This window comes from Paraglaciecola hydrolytica, from assembly GCF_001565895.1.
Taxonomy (GTDB): domain Bacteria; phylum Pseudomonadota; class Gammaproteobacteria; order Enterobacterales; family Alteromonadaceae; genus Paraglaciecola; species Paraglaciecola hydrolytica.
Window position 1 is genome coordinate 876554 of record NZ_LSNE01000003.1, and the last position, 17245, is coordinate 893798.

Annotated in this window: 11 protein-coding genes; 8 read left to right on the forward strand and 3 right to left on the reverse strand. The window is 43.3% G+C overall.

The genetic code is table 11. The features are described 5' to 3' along the window. Nucleotides 1-32: 32 nt before the first annotated feature. The 5 genes from AX660_RS06355 (at nucleotide 33) to AX660_RS06375 (ending at nucleotide 8698) form a co-directional block, all read left to right on the forward strand. Nucleotides 33-866, forward strand: a complete 834-nt coding sequence (locus AX660_RS06355; protein ID WP_068374114.1) for a hypothetical protein — start codon at nucleotides 33-35, stop codon at nucleotides 864-866. Between the two features lie 146 nt (nucleotides 867-1012). After that, a complete protein-coding gene (locus tag AX660_RS06360; RefSeq protein WP_068375285.1) occupies nucleotides 1013-2938 on the forward strand; it encodes a sialate O-acetylesterase in 1926 nt (641 codons plus the stop codon). Between the two features lie 161 nt (nucleotides 2939-3099). Then, on the forward strand, nucleotides 3100-5535 hold the full coding sequence (gene plsB / locus AX660_RS06365) for a glycerol-3-phosphate 1-O-acyltransferase PlsB (RefSeq protein ID WP_068374117.1): 2436 nt from the start codon (nucleotides 3100-3102) through the stop codon (nucleotides 5533-5535). 10 nt (nucleotides 5536-5545) lie between these two features. Then, nucleotides 5546-6991 (forward strand): molybdate ABC transporter ATP-binding protein ModF, encoded by a 1446-nt coding sequence (gene modF / locus AX660_RS06370; RefSeq protein ID WP_068374119.1) that lies wholly within the window; start codon nucleotides 5546-5548, stop codon nucleotides 6989-6991. 18 nt (nucleotides 6992-7009) lie between these two features. Next, complete coding sequence (locus AX660_RS06375) at nucleotides 7010-8698, forward strand: RluA family pseudouridine synthase (protein ID WP_068374122.1); 1689 nt, start codon at nucleotides 7010-7012, stop codon at nucleotides 8696-8698. 88 nt (nucleotides 8699-8786) lie between these two features. Here AX660_RS06375 and AX660_RS06380 read toward each other — a convergent pair whose 3' ends face one another. Beyond that, complete coding sequence (locus AX660_RS06380) at nucleotides 8787-10250, reverse strand: alpha/beta fold hydrolase (protein ID WP_068374125.1); 1464 nt, start codon at nucleotides 10248-10250, stop codon at nucleotides 8787-8789. Here AX660_RS06380 and AX660_RS06385 point away from each other — a divergent pair. From AX660_RS06385 to AX660_RS06395, 3 genes are all read left to right on the forward strand, one after another. Continuing rightward, nucleotides 10222-11934 carry a LytR/AlgR family response regulator transcription factor gene (locus AX660_RS06385; RefSeq protein ID WP_068374126.1) on the forward strand — a complete coding sequence of 571 codons (1713 nt, stop codon included), beginning with the start codon at nucleotides 10222-10224 and terminating at the stop codon, nucleotides 11932-11934. The genes AX660_RS06380 and AX660_RS06385 overlap by 29 nt on opposite strands. 67 nt (nucleotides 11935-12001) lie before the next feature. Beyond that, a complete protein-coding gene (locus tag AX660_RS06390) occupies nucleotides 12002-13870 on the forward strand; it encodes a hypothetical protein (protein WP_068374129.1) in 1869 nt (622 codons plus the stop codon). Between the two features lie 46 nt (nucleotides 13871-13916). Beyond that, nucleotides 13917-15839, forward strand: coding sequence for a putative bifunctional diguanylate cyclase/phosphodiesterase (locus AX660_RS06395; protein ID WP_068374132.1), 1923 nt, complete (start codon nucleotides 13917-13919; stop codon nucleotides 15837-15839). 63 nt (nucleotides 15840-15902) lie between these two features. Here the strand turns inward: AX660_RS06395 and AX660_RS06400 are convergent, their stop codons facing one another. Further along, nucleotides 15903-16742: a family 43 glycosylhydrolase gene (locus tag AX660_RS06400; RefSeq protein WP_082768758.1), complete on the reverse strand. Its 840-nt coding sequence runs from the start codon at nucleotides 16740-16742 to the stop codon at nucleotides 15903-15905. A gap of 47 nt (nucleotides 16743-16789) precedes the next feature. Continuing rightward, a complete protein-coding gene (locus tag AX660_RS06405) occupies nucleotides 16790-17224 on the reverse strand; it encodes a hypothetical protein (protein ID WP_068374137.1) in 435 nt (144 codons plus the stop codon). Between the last annotated feature and the right edge of the window lie 21 nt (nucleotides 17225-17245).

The following is a 17245-nucleotide window of genomic DNA, read 5'->3' on the forward strand; positions in this document are numbered from 1 at the left end:
TGTTTGTTTAAGTTTTAACAGGAGACGAACACATGTTTACCAACATAAAACGCCCCTTGGTGGTACTAAGCCTTGTGCTGTGGATAGTGGGTTGTAATGCCCTAGATAACGACAAAAAAGTGAGCTTACGCCATGGTATTGATGAGTCAGCAGGTGGACTGCCTGCTTACATCGTAAGTATTGCCAACGCCACTTTTTATCTTGAAAAAGACGGTGGCGGTTTATCCAGTATGTTGGATGCAGATGGCATAGATTGGCTGGGTTTTAATGACAGCAAAGGCTCTGGCCATCAAGGTGAGTATCGTGGATTCCCTAATGCCATTCATAAACAAGATGGTGACTACTTTCATGCCCTGAATGCTAGCACAGATAAATCAAGCTCAAAGGTTGAAATTGACTCACCCCAGCACGTGCGCATTGTTTTTACCTCAGGCAATGGCAAATGGCAGGGGCAGTGGGACTTTTACCCACAGCGCTTAGATTTTACTATGTTACAAGTCAGCGAAGGCTATCAATACTGGGTGCAATATGAAGGTGTACCCGGTGGGGAAATGGATGACAGTGACTTTTGGTATGCCTCGGCTGACAGCAAGTTACATGTTATCAATGAACCCTTCGAGGGCGATTTACCTGCGCCTGAATGGTTTGCCTTTGGCGATATAAAAAGCTCGCGCATGTTATATCTGCTGCATCATGAAGATGATGAACATCCAGATGATTATGTTAGTCGCCCTCACATGACAGTGTTAGGTTTTGGTCGTAGCGAAAAAAACAAATTTCTGAGCACGCCTCAGACGTTCTCAATTGGATTTGTTGAGTCTTCTGACTATCAAGAGGTAGAGCAGTTTATTAAAAAACTACTTTAAGCTACAAAATCCGCCGTACAGTGATTTCTCGTTTAAGGGGGCTTGGCAATTTACGATTTTTGCCAATCCACTAATCATTATTAAGACTTTAGTCGGACCATTCGCCTATGGTGCTAGACTGGCAAAAATCACAAAATAAGACAGCCATGTTTAAATACCTCTACTTACTCTTGCTACTTTGCAGCCAAAACGTATTGGCTGAACTTCGACTACCTAAACTCATCAACGACCACATGGTATTGCAGCGCGATATTGAAGTGCCTATTTGGGGTTATGCCGATACGGGCGAAGCCGTTACCGTTAAGTTAGACGGTAAAATTGTCGGTAAGACTATTAGCAATAATGGCAAGTGGCGACTCAAACTAGCGCCACAATCTGCCAGCGGCCCTCATCAAATCAGCATAAGCGCGAGCAAGACTATAGTCGTAAAGGATGTCTATTTTGGTGATGTATGGCTTGCCTCAGGCCAATCCAACATGGAACTACAAATGTACCGAGTGGCAGAAGACTTTCCTGCCGATCTAAAGGACGCTGATTACCCCTTAATTCGTTATTTTATGGTGCCACAAAAATACAATTTCCAAGCACCGCAAGACGATCTGGTCAGTGGACATTGGGAGTCTGTATCCTCACAAAATATTAGCCGTACACCTGCTGTTTCGTTTTATTTTGCTAAACAATTGTTTAAACATAATGGTGTGGCCATAGGCATTATCAACAATGCGTTAGGCGGTTCGCCCATTGAGTCTTGGTTAAGTGCAGAGGTCTTACAGACTTTTCCTGAAGCCTTAGCTGAAGCCAAACAATTCAGTAATGAAGAGTATGTAGAATCGGTGATTGCGGCCGACAAGGCGAAAAACGCCAAGTGGTACGGCGATATAAATAACAATGACTTGGGTTTAAATGCCGATATGCCATGGTATTCAACTAACCTTGATGACAGTGGTTGGGATAGTTTTACTCTTCCAGGTAAACGCCCTGTGGCTGAGGGTGAAAGCTTTAACGGTGTGTGGTGGTTGCGTAAAACGGTCAAGCTCAGTGCTGAACAAGCGGCACAGGCGCGTATTATTCGTCTGGGAAACATCGTTGATGCCGACGAAGTGTATATAAACGGCACAAAAGTGGGCAATACCACTTATCAATATCCACCAAGACGTTATACCTTGCCGGAGGGCTTGCTTAAACAAGGCGACAACCAGATCACCGTGCGTGTCACAGCCAACAATGGACGCAGTAGTTTTGTCGCAGAAAAACCCTATTGGTTAGGCACTGATGAACACCATGTTTCACTGGCTGGAGAGTGGAAGGCCAAAACCGGTACTTTAGCTCCTCCATTAGCGGGAGATACCTTTGTTCGATGGAAAGCCGGTGGTTTATATAACGGCCTAACCGCACCATTAACCACTTATCCCATTAAGGGGGTGATTTGGTATCAAGGTGAATCTAATGCCGGCAGATGGCAGGATTACCATGCTAAATTCAGTGCCATGATCCAAGATTGGCGAGCAAAGTGGGGGCAAGGCGACTTCCCCTTTATCTTCGCCCAGCTAACTAACTTTATGGAGGCTAAACCTCAGCCAAGTGATAGTGATTGGGCAAAGTTAAGGCAAGCACAAACTCAAACACTGACCGAGCCCAATACCGCTATGGCGGTGGCAATAGATATTGGCGAGTGGAATGATATTCATCCCACTAATAAAAAAACCTTAGGCCAACGTATGGCTCTGGCTGCACGGGCTCTCGCTTTAAAAGAAAATGTCGTTTTTCAAGGCCCGCAAATTGATGGGGTCACAGTCGAAAAAAACCAACTTCTCTTAAGTTTCAAACATATCGCCGATGGCTTGGTATTAAAAAACCTTAATGATCATAGTTTTGCCATAGCTGGTGCAGATGGCACATTTCAATGGGCTGAAGTCAAACTAGTAGATAACCAAATCATGCTGTCACATCCAGATATTAAGCTACCAACTAAGGTGCGTTACGCTTGGGCCGACAACCCCGATGCGGCTTTGTATAACAGTGCAGGTTTGCCGGCCGTGCCATTTTCAGTCAGTTTGGATCCCAAACCTTAATTACGAAAAATATTTTGGCTGTCTTAATTGCCCTAATTTGCTTAGTGTTTGAACGTTCGATCTTTAAACACTGAGCGAAGCAGGGCAAAAACCAATCTGCCGTGGTAATATTCGCTTTTTGACAAAGCGTCTTTTCAGCGCAAAAGCGAGGCTTGGTTTACATGGCATGGCTACATAATCTGTTGCTAGCTCTGATTTCATTTCCAGTAAAATGGTTGGTCAAAGCCAACAATATTCCAACAGACATCAATAAAGAATTAGGCATAGATACCACTAAGCCTATTTTGTATTTGTTGCGTACCCATTCTGTTACCGATCAAATAGCCCTTAATATGTCGGCAGAGGCCTTAGGTTTACCCAACTCCAGCAGCCGCATTACCATTGCAGGAGAGTCACACCGAGCTTGTTTGTTTTTACAAGAACCAAAATCGGTACTTACCCGCAAAGTCAAGGTAACCAATGTTGCTGAAAAGTTTACCCATATGTTTGAACTGCATAGACGTGATCCCAGTTTAGATATTCAGATAGTGCCGGTATCCATCTTTTGGGGCAGGGCACCAGGTAAAAAGATTTCAGGTTGGTCTGACGTACTGGCAAACCAAGTCTCGCCTAGTTGGTTACGTAAATTTTTTATCGTATTGTTTTTAGGCCGCGATAATTTTGTCTGTTACAGCAAAGCAGTTTCATCGCGGATGATGGCCGATCTGTCTGGCAGCGACGAAGAACTCGCCCATAAACTTATTCGTTTGGCGGGCACCCATTTTCATCGCCGCCGTCAGGGCATTGTTGGCCCTAATTTGTTGGAACGTTACGAATTATATAATGTGGTATTGGGTTCGCAGTCGGTGCGCAAAGCCATTGCTGACGAAGCAAGCAGTACCAATATTTCTCATCAACAAGCTAAGCTTAAAGCACAAAAATACATTAACGAAATTGCTGCTGACTACCGTGAAGGCCTTATTAGGCTTGGTACCCGCATACTCACGCGCATCTGGCATAAAGTATATAACGGCATTGAAATCAACCACGCCGAGAAAGTACGCACATTGGCACAAAATGGTCATGAAATCATTTATGTACCTTGCCATCGTAGTCACATGGATTATTTGCTGCTGACCTATGTGATCTACCATCAAGGGCTAGTTACCCCGCATATCGCCGCCGGTATTAACCTTAACTTCTGGCCGATAGGTGGCATATTACGTAAGGGTGGGGCGTTTTTTCTGCGCCGCAGTTTTGCCGGTAACAAGCTTTATACTGCGGTGTTTCGTGAATATTTAGAGCTGCTGTTTAATAAAGGTTACTCAGTTAAATATTACCCTGAGGGTGGGCGCAGCCGCACAGGGCGTTTATTACCACCTAAAACCGGTATGTTAGCCATGACCTTGCAAGGACTGATTAAAGGTATCAATCGCCCCGTTAGCATAGTGCCTGTGTATATTGGCTACGAACACGTGATGGAAGTATCCAGTTATTTGCAAGAGCTCACTGGCTCAGCTAAAAAGAAAGAATCTATATTTCATATCTTCTCTGCTATTCGGCGTTTAAAAAACTATGGTTATGGTTTTTTAAACTTTGGTGAGCCAATCAATCTCGCCAATTATTTGGATAAAAGTGTGCCTGACTGGCGCGAATTGCAACAGGCCGAACCGGATAAAAAACCTCAATGGCTCAATCCGGTAGTGAATGACTTAGCTACTAATGTAATGGAAAGGATCAATCAGGCCGCGGCTGTCAGTGGCATGTCTTTGTGTGCCATTTGTTTATTGTCAGCCAAAAAACACGCGATGACAGAAGATGAATTAATCTTAGCCATCGAGCATTTTTTGGCACTGTTAGCTCAATCTCCCTATAGCGACGTGGCAACCTACCCGACTATTAGTGCCAGAAAACTACTGACCAATACCCTCAAATTAAATAAGTTTGAAGTACGTGAAGATAGCTTTGGCCGCATCATCAGTCTCAAAGACAAAAATGCAGTGCCATTGACCTACTACCGCAACAATATTCTGCATTTGTTTGCCTTGCCGGGTTTGATCGCGGCAATTGTATTTGCCCGTGGTGGCATTGAACGTAGCAAAATCAAGCAAATGCTCATCAAACTATATCCCTTATTACAAAGGGAGTTATTTATTTATATGAGTCTTGAAAAGGCTTTAGATTACAGTGAGTCATTACTAACTAATATGTTGGACATGACTTTGCTAAGAGCTGAGGGGGAACGTATTTTGCCACCCGATCCTAGTTCGAGTACCTATTATTCTGCGTGGTTGCTTAATCGCAGTATTCAAGAAACCTTACACCGTTATGCTGTGGTACTTACCTTGTTATACCGCGAAAATAGCATGAGCCGCGATGCTCTTGAGCAAAAAAGCCGCCAGTTTGCCCAGCGTTTATCCTCGTTACATGGCATCAGTTCACCTGAGTTTTTTGATAAAAATGTATTGGGTACCTTTATTAGCGCCTTAAAAGAAAATCAATTGGTGGAAAGCGATAGTGAAGGCCAGTTACAGTACTGTGACCTTAGCGAAGCATTAAGATTAGAAGTCATTGCCTTAATTTCGCCCGACATCGCCCAGCGCATTCAACAAATTTAAGTAGATTTTTATGTCTTTAGTGGTACTACAAGATTGTCGTGGTTTGTTGGGTGAGCACTTTCACCTGACCATTGACAAACTAAACATCTCTGCATTGCAACACACGGTTATTTTAGGCCCCAATGGTAGTGGTAAATCAGCCTTAGCAGCCTATATAGCAGGCGCTGGTGAACACATAAACGGCCTGCGTCACGTCACTGAGCAACTTGCTTGGGTGTCAGTGGAGCAACAACAAGCCTTGATCGAAGCTGAAAAACAAAAAGACTGTGCCGACATACTCGACATTATTCCCGTACCCACCACAGTGCGTGAAATCCTCTTTGCTGACCTGCCAGAGCAAGACCTTGACCAAGACCTACTTCAGCGACTGCTGAGGATTTTTAGTTTATCACCTTTGTTAGACAAGCCATTTCAAGGCCTGTCTACCGGTGAAACCCGCAAGTTACTCTTAAGCAGAGCTATTTTAAGTCAGCCGCAATTGTTGATCCTAGACGAACCTTGGGATGGCCTAGATCAACACTCCTGTCAGGAATTAAATCTCCTGTTAGAGGCGTTAGCCAAGCAGTTTACTCTGCTGTTGGTGGTCAATCGTTTAAGCGAAGTGCCCACTTATTGTCGTCAGTTAGTCTTGCTGCAAACGGGGGCTATTCAATGGCAGAGCCCAGTGACAAACAATCTAGCAGACTTGCTCAGTCACATCGCCCAACTCCAACATATGCAACAACAAGAGTTGGTGCTACCACTTAAAGATGACGACAGATTTGCGCCCCATCCCTTAGATAAAAATGCCCCCTTGGTTAAGCTTACTCAGGCTAAAGTAAGTTATGGTGAGCAAGTGGTATTTAGTGGCCTTGATTGGACTATTATGCCCAACCAACATTGGCAGGTAAGTGGCCCCAATGGTTCAGGCAAAACCTGTTTGCTCAACCTGATTAATGGCGACCATCCCCAGTGTTATGTGAATGATATTCAGGTTTTTGGCTTTCAGCGCGGCAGCGGCGAAAGCATCTGGCAAATCAAACAATACATAGGTTATATGTCTAACGGCTTGCATCTTGACTATCGGGTGAACTGCTCAGTTTTACATGTGATCTTGTCAGGTTTTTACGACAGTATTGGTTTGTATCAAAATCCCACTAACAAACAAAAACAGCTAGCCCAGCAGTGGCTGGCGCTAATGGCCTTGGACAAACAGCACAATACTCCCTTTCAACAACTGTCGTTTGGTGATCAACGATTGGTGCTGATTGCCCGTGCTATGGTGAAACATCCGGCCTTGTTAGTATTGGATGAGCCTTGTAATGGTCTTGATGATATTAATCGTTTAAAAGTGCTAGCCTTAATTGAGTTATTGGCTCGTGAAGGCAATACCACCTTGTTGTATGTTAATCACCACCAAGAAGATGTGATCCCCAGTATTACCCAGTACTTGTCGATGACAGATTATCGAGTCTAAGTGAATGAGCCTAGATTGATGCCACAAACACCCCCTTGTTTCACCGCTTTTAGTCAGGCTATCGATGGATATAGCCTGCCCGAGTCTTTTACTTTTCCGTTTTATTATCAGCCCCATGCCTTGTGTATATTAGCGGCTGAAGAACTACAACAAACTTTACTCAAACCTCAACAATGGCAGCATAACTTTGGTTTAGGTGACGATCCTCACCTGATCATTGGCAAGATGTTTGGTGTGCTTTTGGTGCAAAAGGTCAGTGGTGAAGTGGGTTATCTCGCGGCGTTTTCCGGTAAATTGGCTGAGCAAAACCATCTGGCAGGTTTTGTACCGCCAGTATTTGATTTATTGGCTGAAGAGTGTTTTTTCTTAGCAGACCAAGCCGAGATTGTTGAACTGACGGATAAAATCGTCGAACTAGAGCAATGCCCGCAATTTGTGATGTTGCAAACCCAGTTAAATGCCGACATACAGCAACGAGGCAGTGAAATCGCTGACTACCGTGCAGTGATGATTGAACAGCGTAAGGCACGTAAAACCCAGCGTATCGCAGGGCAAAGTCAGCTCGACAGCGCCAAACAAGCCTTGTTAGAGGCTCAACTTGATCAACAAAGTATTGCCGATAAATTGCACTTAAAAGCCTTGACTGAGCACTGGCAAGGCAAGGTTGAGCAAGCGCAAAGCGCTTTTAATTTGCTTAACGATAAAATCATCAGCTTAAAAACTCAGCGGAAAAACTTGTCGGCAGCGTTACAGCAAAAAATATTTGAACAATATCGTTTTTTAAATAGCCAAGGTGCAGAGCAAAGTTTGCAGGCTATTTTTAGCCAAACGTCCCTGCGTACTCCACCTGCCGGTGCCGGAGAATGTGCCGCGCCTAAGTTATTGCAATATGCCTTTAAACATCAGCTCAAACCTTTAGCCATGGCGGAGTTTTGGTGGGGGGCTTCGCCTAAGTCTGAAGTACGCCAGCATCAGCATTATTATCCAGCGTGTATGGGTAAGTGCCAGCCCATCCTGGCCCATATGTTAACTGGCATGCAAGTCGATGCTAATCCTTTATTGGTGAATCAAGCTGCAGGCAAAACCCTTGAGATCATTTACCAAGACCAAGATATGTTAGTGGTAAACAAGCCCGCAGAGTTTTTGTCTGTGCCAGGTAAGGATATTCAAGACTCGGTGTATCAGCGGATTAAAACTCAATTTCCTCAGGCCACAGGCTCACTCATTGTGCATCGTTTGGATATGTCGACCTCGGGCTTGATGGTGATTGCTTTAAATCCAGCAGCCCATAAAAATCTGCAAGGCCAGTTTGTGCAACGTGTGGTGAAAAAATCCTATGTCGCGATAGTGGCAGGATTAGTGTCAGAAGACTCAGGCACTATTGAACTACCCTTACGCGGTAATTTGTACGATCGCCCCCGTCAGGTGGTATGTCATGAACATGGCAAACCTGCCACCACTCATTGGCAGGTAGTGGCACGGGATGAGGCCAAACAACAAACCAAACTGATGTTGCAACCTTATACCGGACGTACCCACCAATTACGGGTGCACTGCGCCCATTATTCAGGTTTAAACATGGCCATAGTAGGTGATGATCTTTATGGCACAACTGATAAACGTTTGCATTTGCACGCCCAGTGTTTGGCTCTATTTCATCCTGTTAGTCAGCAGTGGCTGGAGTTTGAGGCAAAAGCGGAATTTTAGAATTTTGCGCAAAAGCTAATGACTTAACACCAACCAACACAGAGGCCACCTCAATGGGGGGCCTTGGTTGGAAATCAAAACAACTTTGTTACTGGCTTAATTCAGCAATAATTTTTTTGTTTGTCACCGGTTTATTGGCAAGAAATTGCTGCATAACCTTAAGCACCTCTGGAGACGACATAAAAAGATTATGCCCAGCATTGACCACCATAACTTGAGTTAATTGACTTAAATGTTGAGTGGCTGCTTGCTGCTCTTCAATATAGGTTCTGCCGTCTAAGGTCCCGGTTAATAAGAGTGTTGGTACTGAGTTAACAACAGGCTGGCGAAATCTTTCACCTAAATCTAATCCATCCACCACATTATTGAGTTGTGGCATAGGAAAATTAAGAAACTCACCCAGTAAAGACGTACTTGCCTGAGTTGTTACTAATGTCAGTCGTTTATCACTAATGCCGGATGCCACGTCCATGGCAAAGGGCATTAAGTCAAAACTAATAGCCTCATTATTGAACATGCCACGTTTTAAGAGTTCGATAGCCACATCGGTATTATCACTATCGAGACTGCTATAGAGATCAAGCAAAACAAATAGATTCTGATTAGGATCAGCAATCATCATGGATGCCAGCATTTGCAAATGGGTTTTTTGTAATAAAAAATCGATTACCTGCCCATCTCGCTGAGGGATTGCCAATTTTATAGGCTTGACATCCAATTTGCTGTGCACACGTTTAATAAGCGCAATGATATCGGGGTATTGAGTGTGCATCTCAGGATTATGATCGATCACGGCCTGCACGCGGCTAAAATAGCTGTCTGTTTGTGCTGGCAGTTTAACTGTTTGATCAAGCCCTTCTGCACTGGCGATAATCACTTTATCAATCCGTTCAGGTATCAGGTCAATGGCGGCCAAGGCTAAATGGCTACCATAGGAAATACCCCACAATGTCATTTTTTGCGCTTTAAGATGTAAACGTAAGGCGTCAAGGTCTAAGGCGTTTTGCACTGTTGTATAGCCTAAAACATCTATGTTTTTGCCCTGCCAGAACACAACACACTCTTTAGCGGCTAAGCGATAACGCCTAGTCATTTCTTGGTTAGTGAGTGCTTCATCCACAGGAAGATACTGTGCTGAGCTGCATTTGGATTGTATTTCAGAGATACCAGTGCCACGTTGATCTAGCGCAATCACATCGCCAAACTGCCTGAGTGCCATAAATAATGGAAAACGTCGCCACTTTGCTGTGCCTATGCCCGAGCCTCCTGGTCCCCCTGCGAGGTAAATAATGGGCGAACCAACTACACCAGCGGCGGCAGGAAAGCGAACATAGCCTAGTTTGATAGTTCGACTGTTGGTTTTATTACGATTTTCTGGCACCTCAAAAAAACCTTGATATGCCTCTGTCGTTTGACCATCATTGGCGACAAATTCGATGGCTGTTTCGTTGGCGTAACTTTCATCATGGCCTTGCTTAAATTCACTTTGAGCATAAAGCCAAGAAGTTTGTAGCAGAAACAAGATGGAGCAGATTGAAATAATTTTTTGCATAGTTGATATCTCCGAATTAAACACAGCCTATTACATCCCTAATTACATCAACGCGGGGAGTGACTTTCGTTGTATGGGAGGTAATTTTCCTAACAAATCCATAAGCGGTTGTATAAATCAGGTGAACGGTATCTTGTTGTCAGTAGCAAAAAACAAAGTGCAAACTATCCTTAGCCAGTTTTGTTTAACTGTCTTTATGTTAGTGATAATCACTGTGCTTAGTTATGCCAAGGCAGAAACGATACGCTCGCTGACTTCTATGCCCATGCAAGTTTGTAACGCAGCCCATGTTGCTAGTGAGGACAGGGTGAACTTAACCCACTGTCAGCCAATTCACTTTTATGACATTGATCCCCAAGGTAAAGAGCTATGGATACAAGTCGCTCTTAGCCTTGAGCCCGAATTTTTACAGAACAATCAACCATTAGGTTTATATCTTTCTGCTAAAACAGCGAGTCGTGTGTATTTCAATGGTGTGTTGGTCGGTGAAAACGGCAAGCCAGCTGCAACAGCTCGTGACGAAATAGCAGGCAAAATGGATAGCGTGTTTTATTTGCCTACCTCCTTATTCCAAGCAACAGATAATCAACTTAGTATTCATATGTCTTCCCACCATGGTTACTTATCACTCAAGCACCCATTACACTTTATAGGTCTGGCACCTTACGGTGCTGCTAATCGATTTTTCCAGCAATACAGCCAGTTTAGCTTAATGTTGCTGGGTATGTTTATCCTCAGTGTTATTTATTATTTAGCCTTATGTGTTAACCCTCAGCTTCGCAAAAATGCCTTTATCTTTTTATTAATGTCGCTCTTTGCTGGATGCCAGCTGTTGGCTGAGATAAGCCGAAAACTAACCCTCTATAGCTATCCGGATCAAGACCTCAGATTATTAGCTATTAGCGGATTTTCCCTTGGTTTTGGTTTGTGTTTATTAATTTTTATCTGCCGTAAATTTGCCAGCCAACAAGCCTTGCATTGGGTTTATAGCGGCATCTTACTCACCCTTATCGCCCTTTTTATGGTGCCTGGCTTTGATGCAAAAACGGCAGTGGCTACCCTTGTACCTGTGTTGGTTTGTATTATTTTGCTTGGCCTACGTTTAAAGCAGCAATACGAGTCTAGGATTGCAGGTTATCTTGTGGTTTTTATTTTATTTTTATTAACCATTGTCGCAACGTTCAGTTATTTCCATGAGCTACCTTTTTATTGTCTGGTGGCTGGATTATTAAGTTACTTGTTTGTGCAGCAAGCTCGTGAATATTCAAGGGAGCAACAAAACAATCAGCGAGAGCAGCTATTGCGCACAAAATTAGAATACAAAATAGCGCAAAGTCAGCAACAAACTTCGCCCAGCACTCTCTCTATTAGTAATGCAGGTGCAATTGAGCGGATATCTACGGCAGATATTTTGTATTGTCAGGCTGCCGGAGATTATGTTGAGTTACATTGTGCTAACCGCCGTATGATTCTTTTCACCGGCAGTCTTAAAATACTGGAAGAACAGTTACCTGCGACCTTCATTCGGGTGCACCGTTCTTACTTGGTTAATCTAGATCAGGTTAAATCCCTTAAAAATGATGCAGGGAAAGGCAAACTTATTTTGCAAAATGGTGGTGATGTACCTGTCAGTCGACGTATGCTGCCTTCCGTCAGAGAGTCATTGACTCAGGACTCACAATAAAACGGCTGTTTTGCGTGAAAAAGCGTTGTAGTATTGGTGCAGATTAGGCAGCGTAAAAGGAAGCATTATGGCTTACGATTTTGGCTCACAGACGCTAGGAATTAAAAATCCCTTTAAGTTCGACGGTACCATTAAAACCCTAGCCGGGATTTTAATTTGTTTATTAGCTCTGATTCCTTTATTGCATGTGTCAGGTGCTTTGCAAACCAGCAAGATCCTCGGTTGGGGTAATGCCATCGTTGGTTTAATTTTGTTGGTTAGTGGGGTGCGGCATACTGCTCAAGGTTTGTTTCAGCTCTTCCGCTTTTTTGTCGGCCGCTCGGTACCTACGTCTTTAGCCTTTAATCTGTCGAGTAGTGAAAACGAAAACGCCAGACTAGAACAGCAAAACAATGCGCTAATGTATGACTCCGCCGGTTTGCACTCCATGTTAATGGGTCGCAAAAACACCACCTTTTTAGAGCCCAAAGGCTGGTTGGCACGTCTGATCCATTCGGTATTTCCAAAACTCACTTTTTTACCTTATCCCTTTCGTCACCTAGCGCAAGAATTGGCATCAATGGTAGTTAATGTGCTGGCAGCTTTAGTGGCCTATATCATTGCTTATTTTGTCGTGGCAACGGGCTTAGCAGGTAAAATGGCGCAAGAGCTGGCTATGCCGGTGCTGTCTGTTTGTTTGTTATTTTATTTGTTGTTGGCGTGGCGCAGTGCTACTGCCGCAATGCGAAGCAATACCAGTTCGTTACAAAGTGAAAAAGGCATTTCGTTTGCGGTATTAATTGGTGCGGCGATTATAATACCTGTGATTGCCGGTTTGTATCTGGATGAATGGTTAGATTTGTCTGCTTCACAATTAGAATCTGTGTCTAAGATTATCGACGTTTTTGGCGCATGGACTAACTTGGCTATTTTGTTGCTAACTATCTTGGTTATTGTGTTTGCCACAGTGCCTTTGTTAATCAAACGCATGCAAAAAGTCACTCCGCAGACTGAGGTCAGCGAATTTCGTGAAAACCTGCAAGAGTCAGTACATCCGGATGAGTTGTTTATCAATATCGAAAATATCGTCTTGGCTAATCGCCGCGTACGTGAAGTGCCCAATCGTATTTATCGCGCTTTAGAGCCTAAACTCAAAGAGCAGGTGGATGGAAAGGGCAGTTTTAACGGAGAGTTTATTATTGAAACTCAACCTGAATTAGCCGACGAGAGTTTTGCCACCCCCCTGCCCCTTAAAAAAACCTTAAGTTTATTAAGCCAAGCCGCGTTTGTTGTTGGCGCCGTATTGTTTTACTTTTTTGCTAGCCAAGTGGTGGATTTTATTATTCATTATTCAGCCTTGCCTGAGGGCTTTTCAATGGCCTCTTTTGAAGGGGTAACGGATAAATTGAGCACGGTACTCACCCTGTTTTTTGCTTGGGTGACAGTGGCCATTGGCGCCAATGTAATGCAAGTTGCTGCCCGTTATTTTTGGGGTGAAATCCACTTTTCATCTTTATTAATGTTTATGAAAGCCGAAGGTACATTTACCGAATCCAAATTTTCTACCGGCATGTCAATTCACGACAGCACGCGATCTGAAAACGTCTTGGTGCGCAGCAGTATCACTCCTTGGATCATTACCACTCGCTTGAATACCTCTATTTTTGCAGACAGCGGTATGAATAATCTTGAGTCGCCACGGTTTATTATGGGCATGAACAAAAATGACAGTGAACTTGCTGGCATTGTTGGTGAGATCAAAGCTTTCTTAAAAGGTCGCGAATCCATTGCCTCACTCACCAATGAAAAAGACTTAGAAAATGCTGCGCAGATTTATCAGGTTAACGAACAAACTCGCTCGCAGCCAAAACCCGTTGACAGCGAAGAGCAGAAAAAATTGAGTCAGGATGACCAAGCTGCGGGTTTTTTAAGGCAAAATCCACCTGAACCAGACTAGGTCTGTTGTACACTTCTTATCGATGGATTATTAAATTGATCTACACATGAGACATGGAGAAATTGACATTAATTTAATTGGCGAACAACAACCACTTGAACGAAATACTAGTTATTTTCGTGCAAAAAGGTTAATTCAAATCTTTTTTGCTGTTGAGATTGTGCTGATTATTGCCTCAATTCAGCGATTTTTTGTGGGCAGTGCCACTTTAAGTTTAATTTTACTAACCGTTGCCCTATTTCTGTCACCCATTTATTTTTTAGCCAAAAAGAACCACGCGGTATTGGGCGGCAATTTACTCGCTACAACCTTAACCATCACCTGCCTCTTTTTTATGTGGGTATCAGAAGGTCCGCGGGATGAAGTTGTTTTAGCTCTGCCATTAATACTGACTTTTTCAATTCTACTCGGTAGTTTAAGGGTTTTTGTAACGCTGTTAGTTTTCATCATTATCAACCTACTAACATTGAGTTATCTAAATGAAGTTGGTTATATAACCAATATTGTACGTAGCAATACGGTTAATTCAGCGCTGTTAATCGTCATTTTACTGCTACTAACCTCTTTTACCGTTTGGTTAATTTCCAAAGACTTGTTACAAACCTTATTGAGCTTAGATAAGGAGAATAAACGTGTTCTTCAATCACAACGCGAAATCGAAAAATTAGTACATTATGACTCACTGACGGGTTTACCCAATCGAGTGCTGGCCAAACTACGTTTTGAGTACGCTATTAAATTAATGCAACGCAACAACAAAAAGATCTGCTTGATGTTTGTCGATTTAGATGATTTTAAAAACATCAATGACACCTTAGGCCATCAAATCGGTGATAAATATCTTGTTGAATTAGCTAAAAATATGACTAAAACAGGCCGCCAATCCGATGTGGTTTGTCGATTGGGGGGAGATGAGTTTTTATTAATATTACCTGAAGTCGAAGATCATCCTAGTGCCGTCAGTGTCGCGCAAAAAATACTGAGCTGTGTAAACCAAACACTTAATATTAACGGTGATGATATTTCGAGTACTTGTTCAATTGGTTTAGCCTTCGCTCCAGAACATGGCGTGACCTTTGACGAATTATGTCAAAAAGCCGATATGGCCATGTACCAAAGTAAACGCAAAGGTAAAAATGAATTTAGTGTTTTTAATGAAGAACTCAAAGCATCTCATACAGAGTCTCTAGCCCTGATTGCCGATATGCGCCAAGCCATCACTTTAGGCCAATTAGAGATCTATTATCAGCCACAAATAAACATACAAACTAACACCCTAGTTGCTGCTGAAGCGCTATTAAGATGGAATCACCCCACACTCGGCCAAGTCTCGCCCGTCACCTTTATTCCCTTGGCAGAAAGTAGTGGGCAGATTATTAATATTGGCGAATGGGTTATTAACAATGTGGTGAAACAAATAGCAAGCTGGCGCCATTCTTTAGCGCAAGATTTTCGAGTGGCGATTAATATTTCTCCCTTGCAAGTAAGGCGCGGAACCCTATGTTCTTTTTTGACTCGTGCTCTGGCTGAATCAAATTTAACGGGTGACTGCCTTGAACTTGAGTTTACTGAGTCCTTGTTGATTGATAATCCTAAAGCGGTAATGGAGGAACTAACAACTATCAAAGCCGCGGGCACTTCTTTATCTATTGATGATTTTGGCACAGGTTATTCGAGTCTGAGTTATTTGCAAAATTTGGATATTGAGTCCTTAAAGATCGATCGCTCTTTTGTAAGTCACATGACAACTAACGATAAAAACCTCGGGATCGTGAAGGCTATCATTCAAATGTCGAAGGAACTCAAGCTGGTTACTGTCGCCGAAGGGGTAGAAGATTTGGCCACACTACAATTGTTAGCTCAACTCGGTTGTGATTTTGGCCAAGGATACTTTTGGTCTAAACCTTTACCCGCCAATGACTTTGAAGTTTATGTCTTGGACTACGCCAAAAATGCCAAGCTCAATTAACAAGATATATACCCAAGCAACCTGAAGATGCAGGATTCAGTGGGTTTGGGTATATACCCATCCTTAGATCGCGCGGTAGCTAAAATTACTGAGTATTACCTTACCTTTGCCTGCGCAGTAAATAGCAATCTTAAGACTCAAAAAGCCACCAAATACATTGTGATTCATGCCCGACACTTCCATTCGAGTTGGGTGGCGTTGCCAGCTTTTGCCCTTATCCACTGAATATTCATAAGTAACTACGTGATTATCATTGATAAGACGCAAACGGATGTCACGTACCGGCATGCCCATACGCGCCCATTGTTGTTCTTCGGCATATTGAAAAGATTTAAGTACCTTGCCATCAGCCCCAAAACCCACAAAGGCTTTGTGATTATAAAAAAGCAATAAACCGGCTTCGGCCTCAGCGCTTAAACTCAGACTGATTTCAACTTGATAAGATCTATCGACAGCCACACAAGTGATGGGTGAGGAATCTGCCGGAGATTGACCGCTTGCCTCTAAGATTAATTGTGTGTTTGCGAAGCTGACCCGCGCCATGTCAATGGGGCCGGGATTATGAAAACACCACTGATTGCCAAAGCGGTTGTGGGAAAAATCGTCTGACAAGGCCATGCCAGACTGATTTCCCACAGATGACGTAGGTTTAGCTATAGGAGTCGATAATTTGCCACCCATGGCTTTAAACCAACCGTCTTGTGTCCATTCTATCGGTTCGAGCAGGGTTTGCCGACCGAGTGTGCGAAAGCCATTTTCATAGGCATGATAGATCATCCACCAATCCCCTTGTGGCCCCTCAACTAATGTTGCATGACCTCTTGACCACCAAGGTTCATCTGCCGATTGTGTTCTTACTAAGGGGTGGTGCAGCGAGTAGCGACAGTGGAGAGATCGCCACACCTGCCATGCAAGCCTTAAATATAGAACGTCTGGTGGTGTTCATGTGTTTAACTAACTTTGTCTAGCCCAAGTAAAAATCCGTTTTTTGGACAGGTTATGAGGGTGCCGTGTGAGCTTGCTAGCAGTTCTTGTGTATGATTTTGTGTCGCATATACCTGACAATTAAACAGGGCATGGCCGTGGCGAGCGAGTTCAATGTTGGCGATGACTTTAAGTTGTTTAGGCCAAATATCGCCATGTACCAACAGTTCCAGTTCAACGGGCATGCATTCCCCTAAAGATTTTTTCCCTACTAACGTAGCAATATGATCAACAATTAATCCCAACATGCTGATTGGTCTACTCTGACACGCTGTTAATTTTGGTAAAAAAGTAAGTTCTAGCATGACTTTTTCAGGTGTATCAATACTTGTACGCACACTAAAAAAGCTTGCAATGGGATGAGAATCAGTACTTTTTGTAATAGATTTAACGGGGTTCATTATCGTATTCCTAGTCGGTTA

Coding starts and splice junctions, on each gene's coding strand:
- AX660_RS06390 (WP_068374129.1), top strand. CDS start 12,002: ATGGCTTACGATTTTGGCTCACAGACGCTAGGAATTAAAAATCCCTTT.
- modF (WP_068374119.1), top strand. CDS start 5,546: ATGTCTTTAGTGGTACTACAAGATTGTCGTGGTTTGTTGGGTGAGCAC.
- AX660_RS06405 (WP_068374137.1), bottom strand. CDS start 17,224: ATGAACCCCGTTAAATCTATTACAAAAAGTACTGATTCTCATCCCATT.
- AX660_RS06360 (WP_068375285.1), top strand. CDS start 1,013: ATGTTTAAATACCTCTACTTACTCTTGCTACTTTGCAGCCAAAACGTA.
- AX660_RS06375 (WP_068374122.1), top strand. CDS start 7,010: ATGCCACAAACACCCCCTTGTTTCACCGCTTTTAGTCAGGCTATCGAT.
- AX660_RS06395 (WP_068374132.1), top strand. CDS start 13,917: ATGAGACATGGAGAAATTGACATTAATTTAATTGGCGAACAACAACCA.
- AX660_RS06380 (WP_068374125.1), bottom strand. CDS start 10,250: ATGCAAAAAATTATTTCAATCTGCTCCATCTTGTTTCTGCTACAAACT.
- plsB (WP_068374117.1), top strand. CDS start 3,100: ATGGCATGGCTACATAATCTGTTGCTAGCTCTGATTTCATTTCCAGTA.
- AX660_RS06355 (WP_068374114.1), top strand. CDS start 33: ATGTTTACCAACATAAAACGCCCCTTGGTGGTACTAAGCCTTGTGCTG.
- AX660_RS06385 (WP_068374126.1), top strand. CDS start 10,222: ATGGAGCAGATTGAAATAATTTTTTGCATAGTTGATATCTCCGAATTA.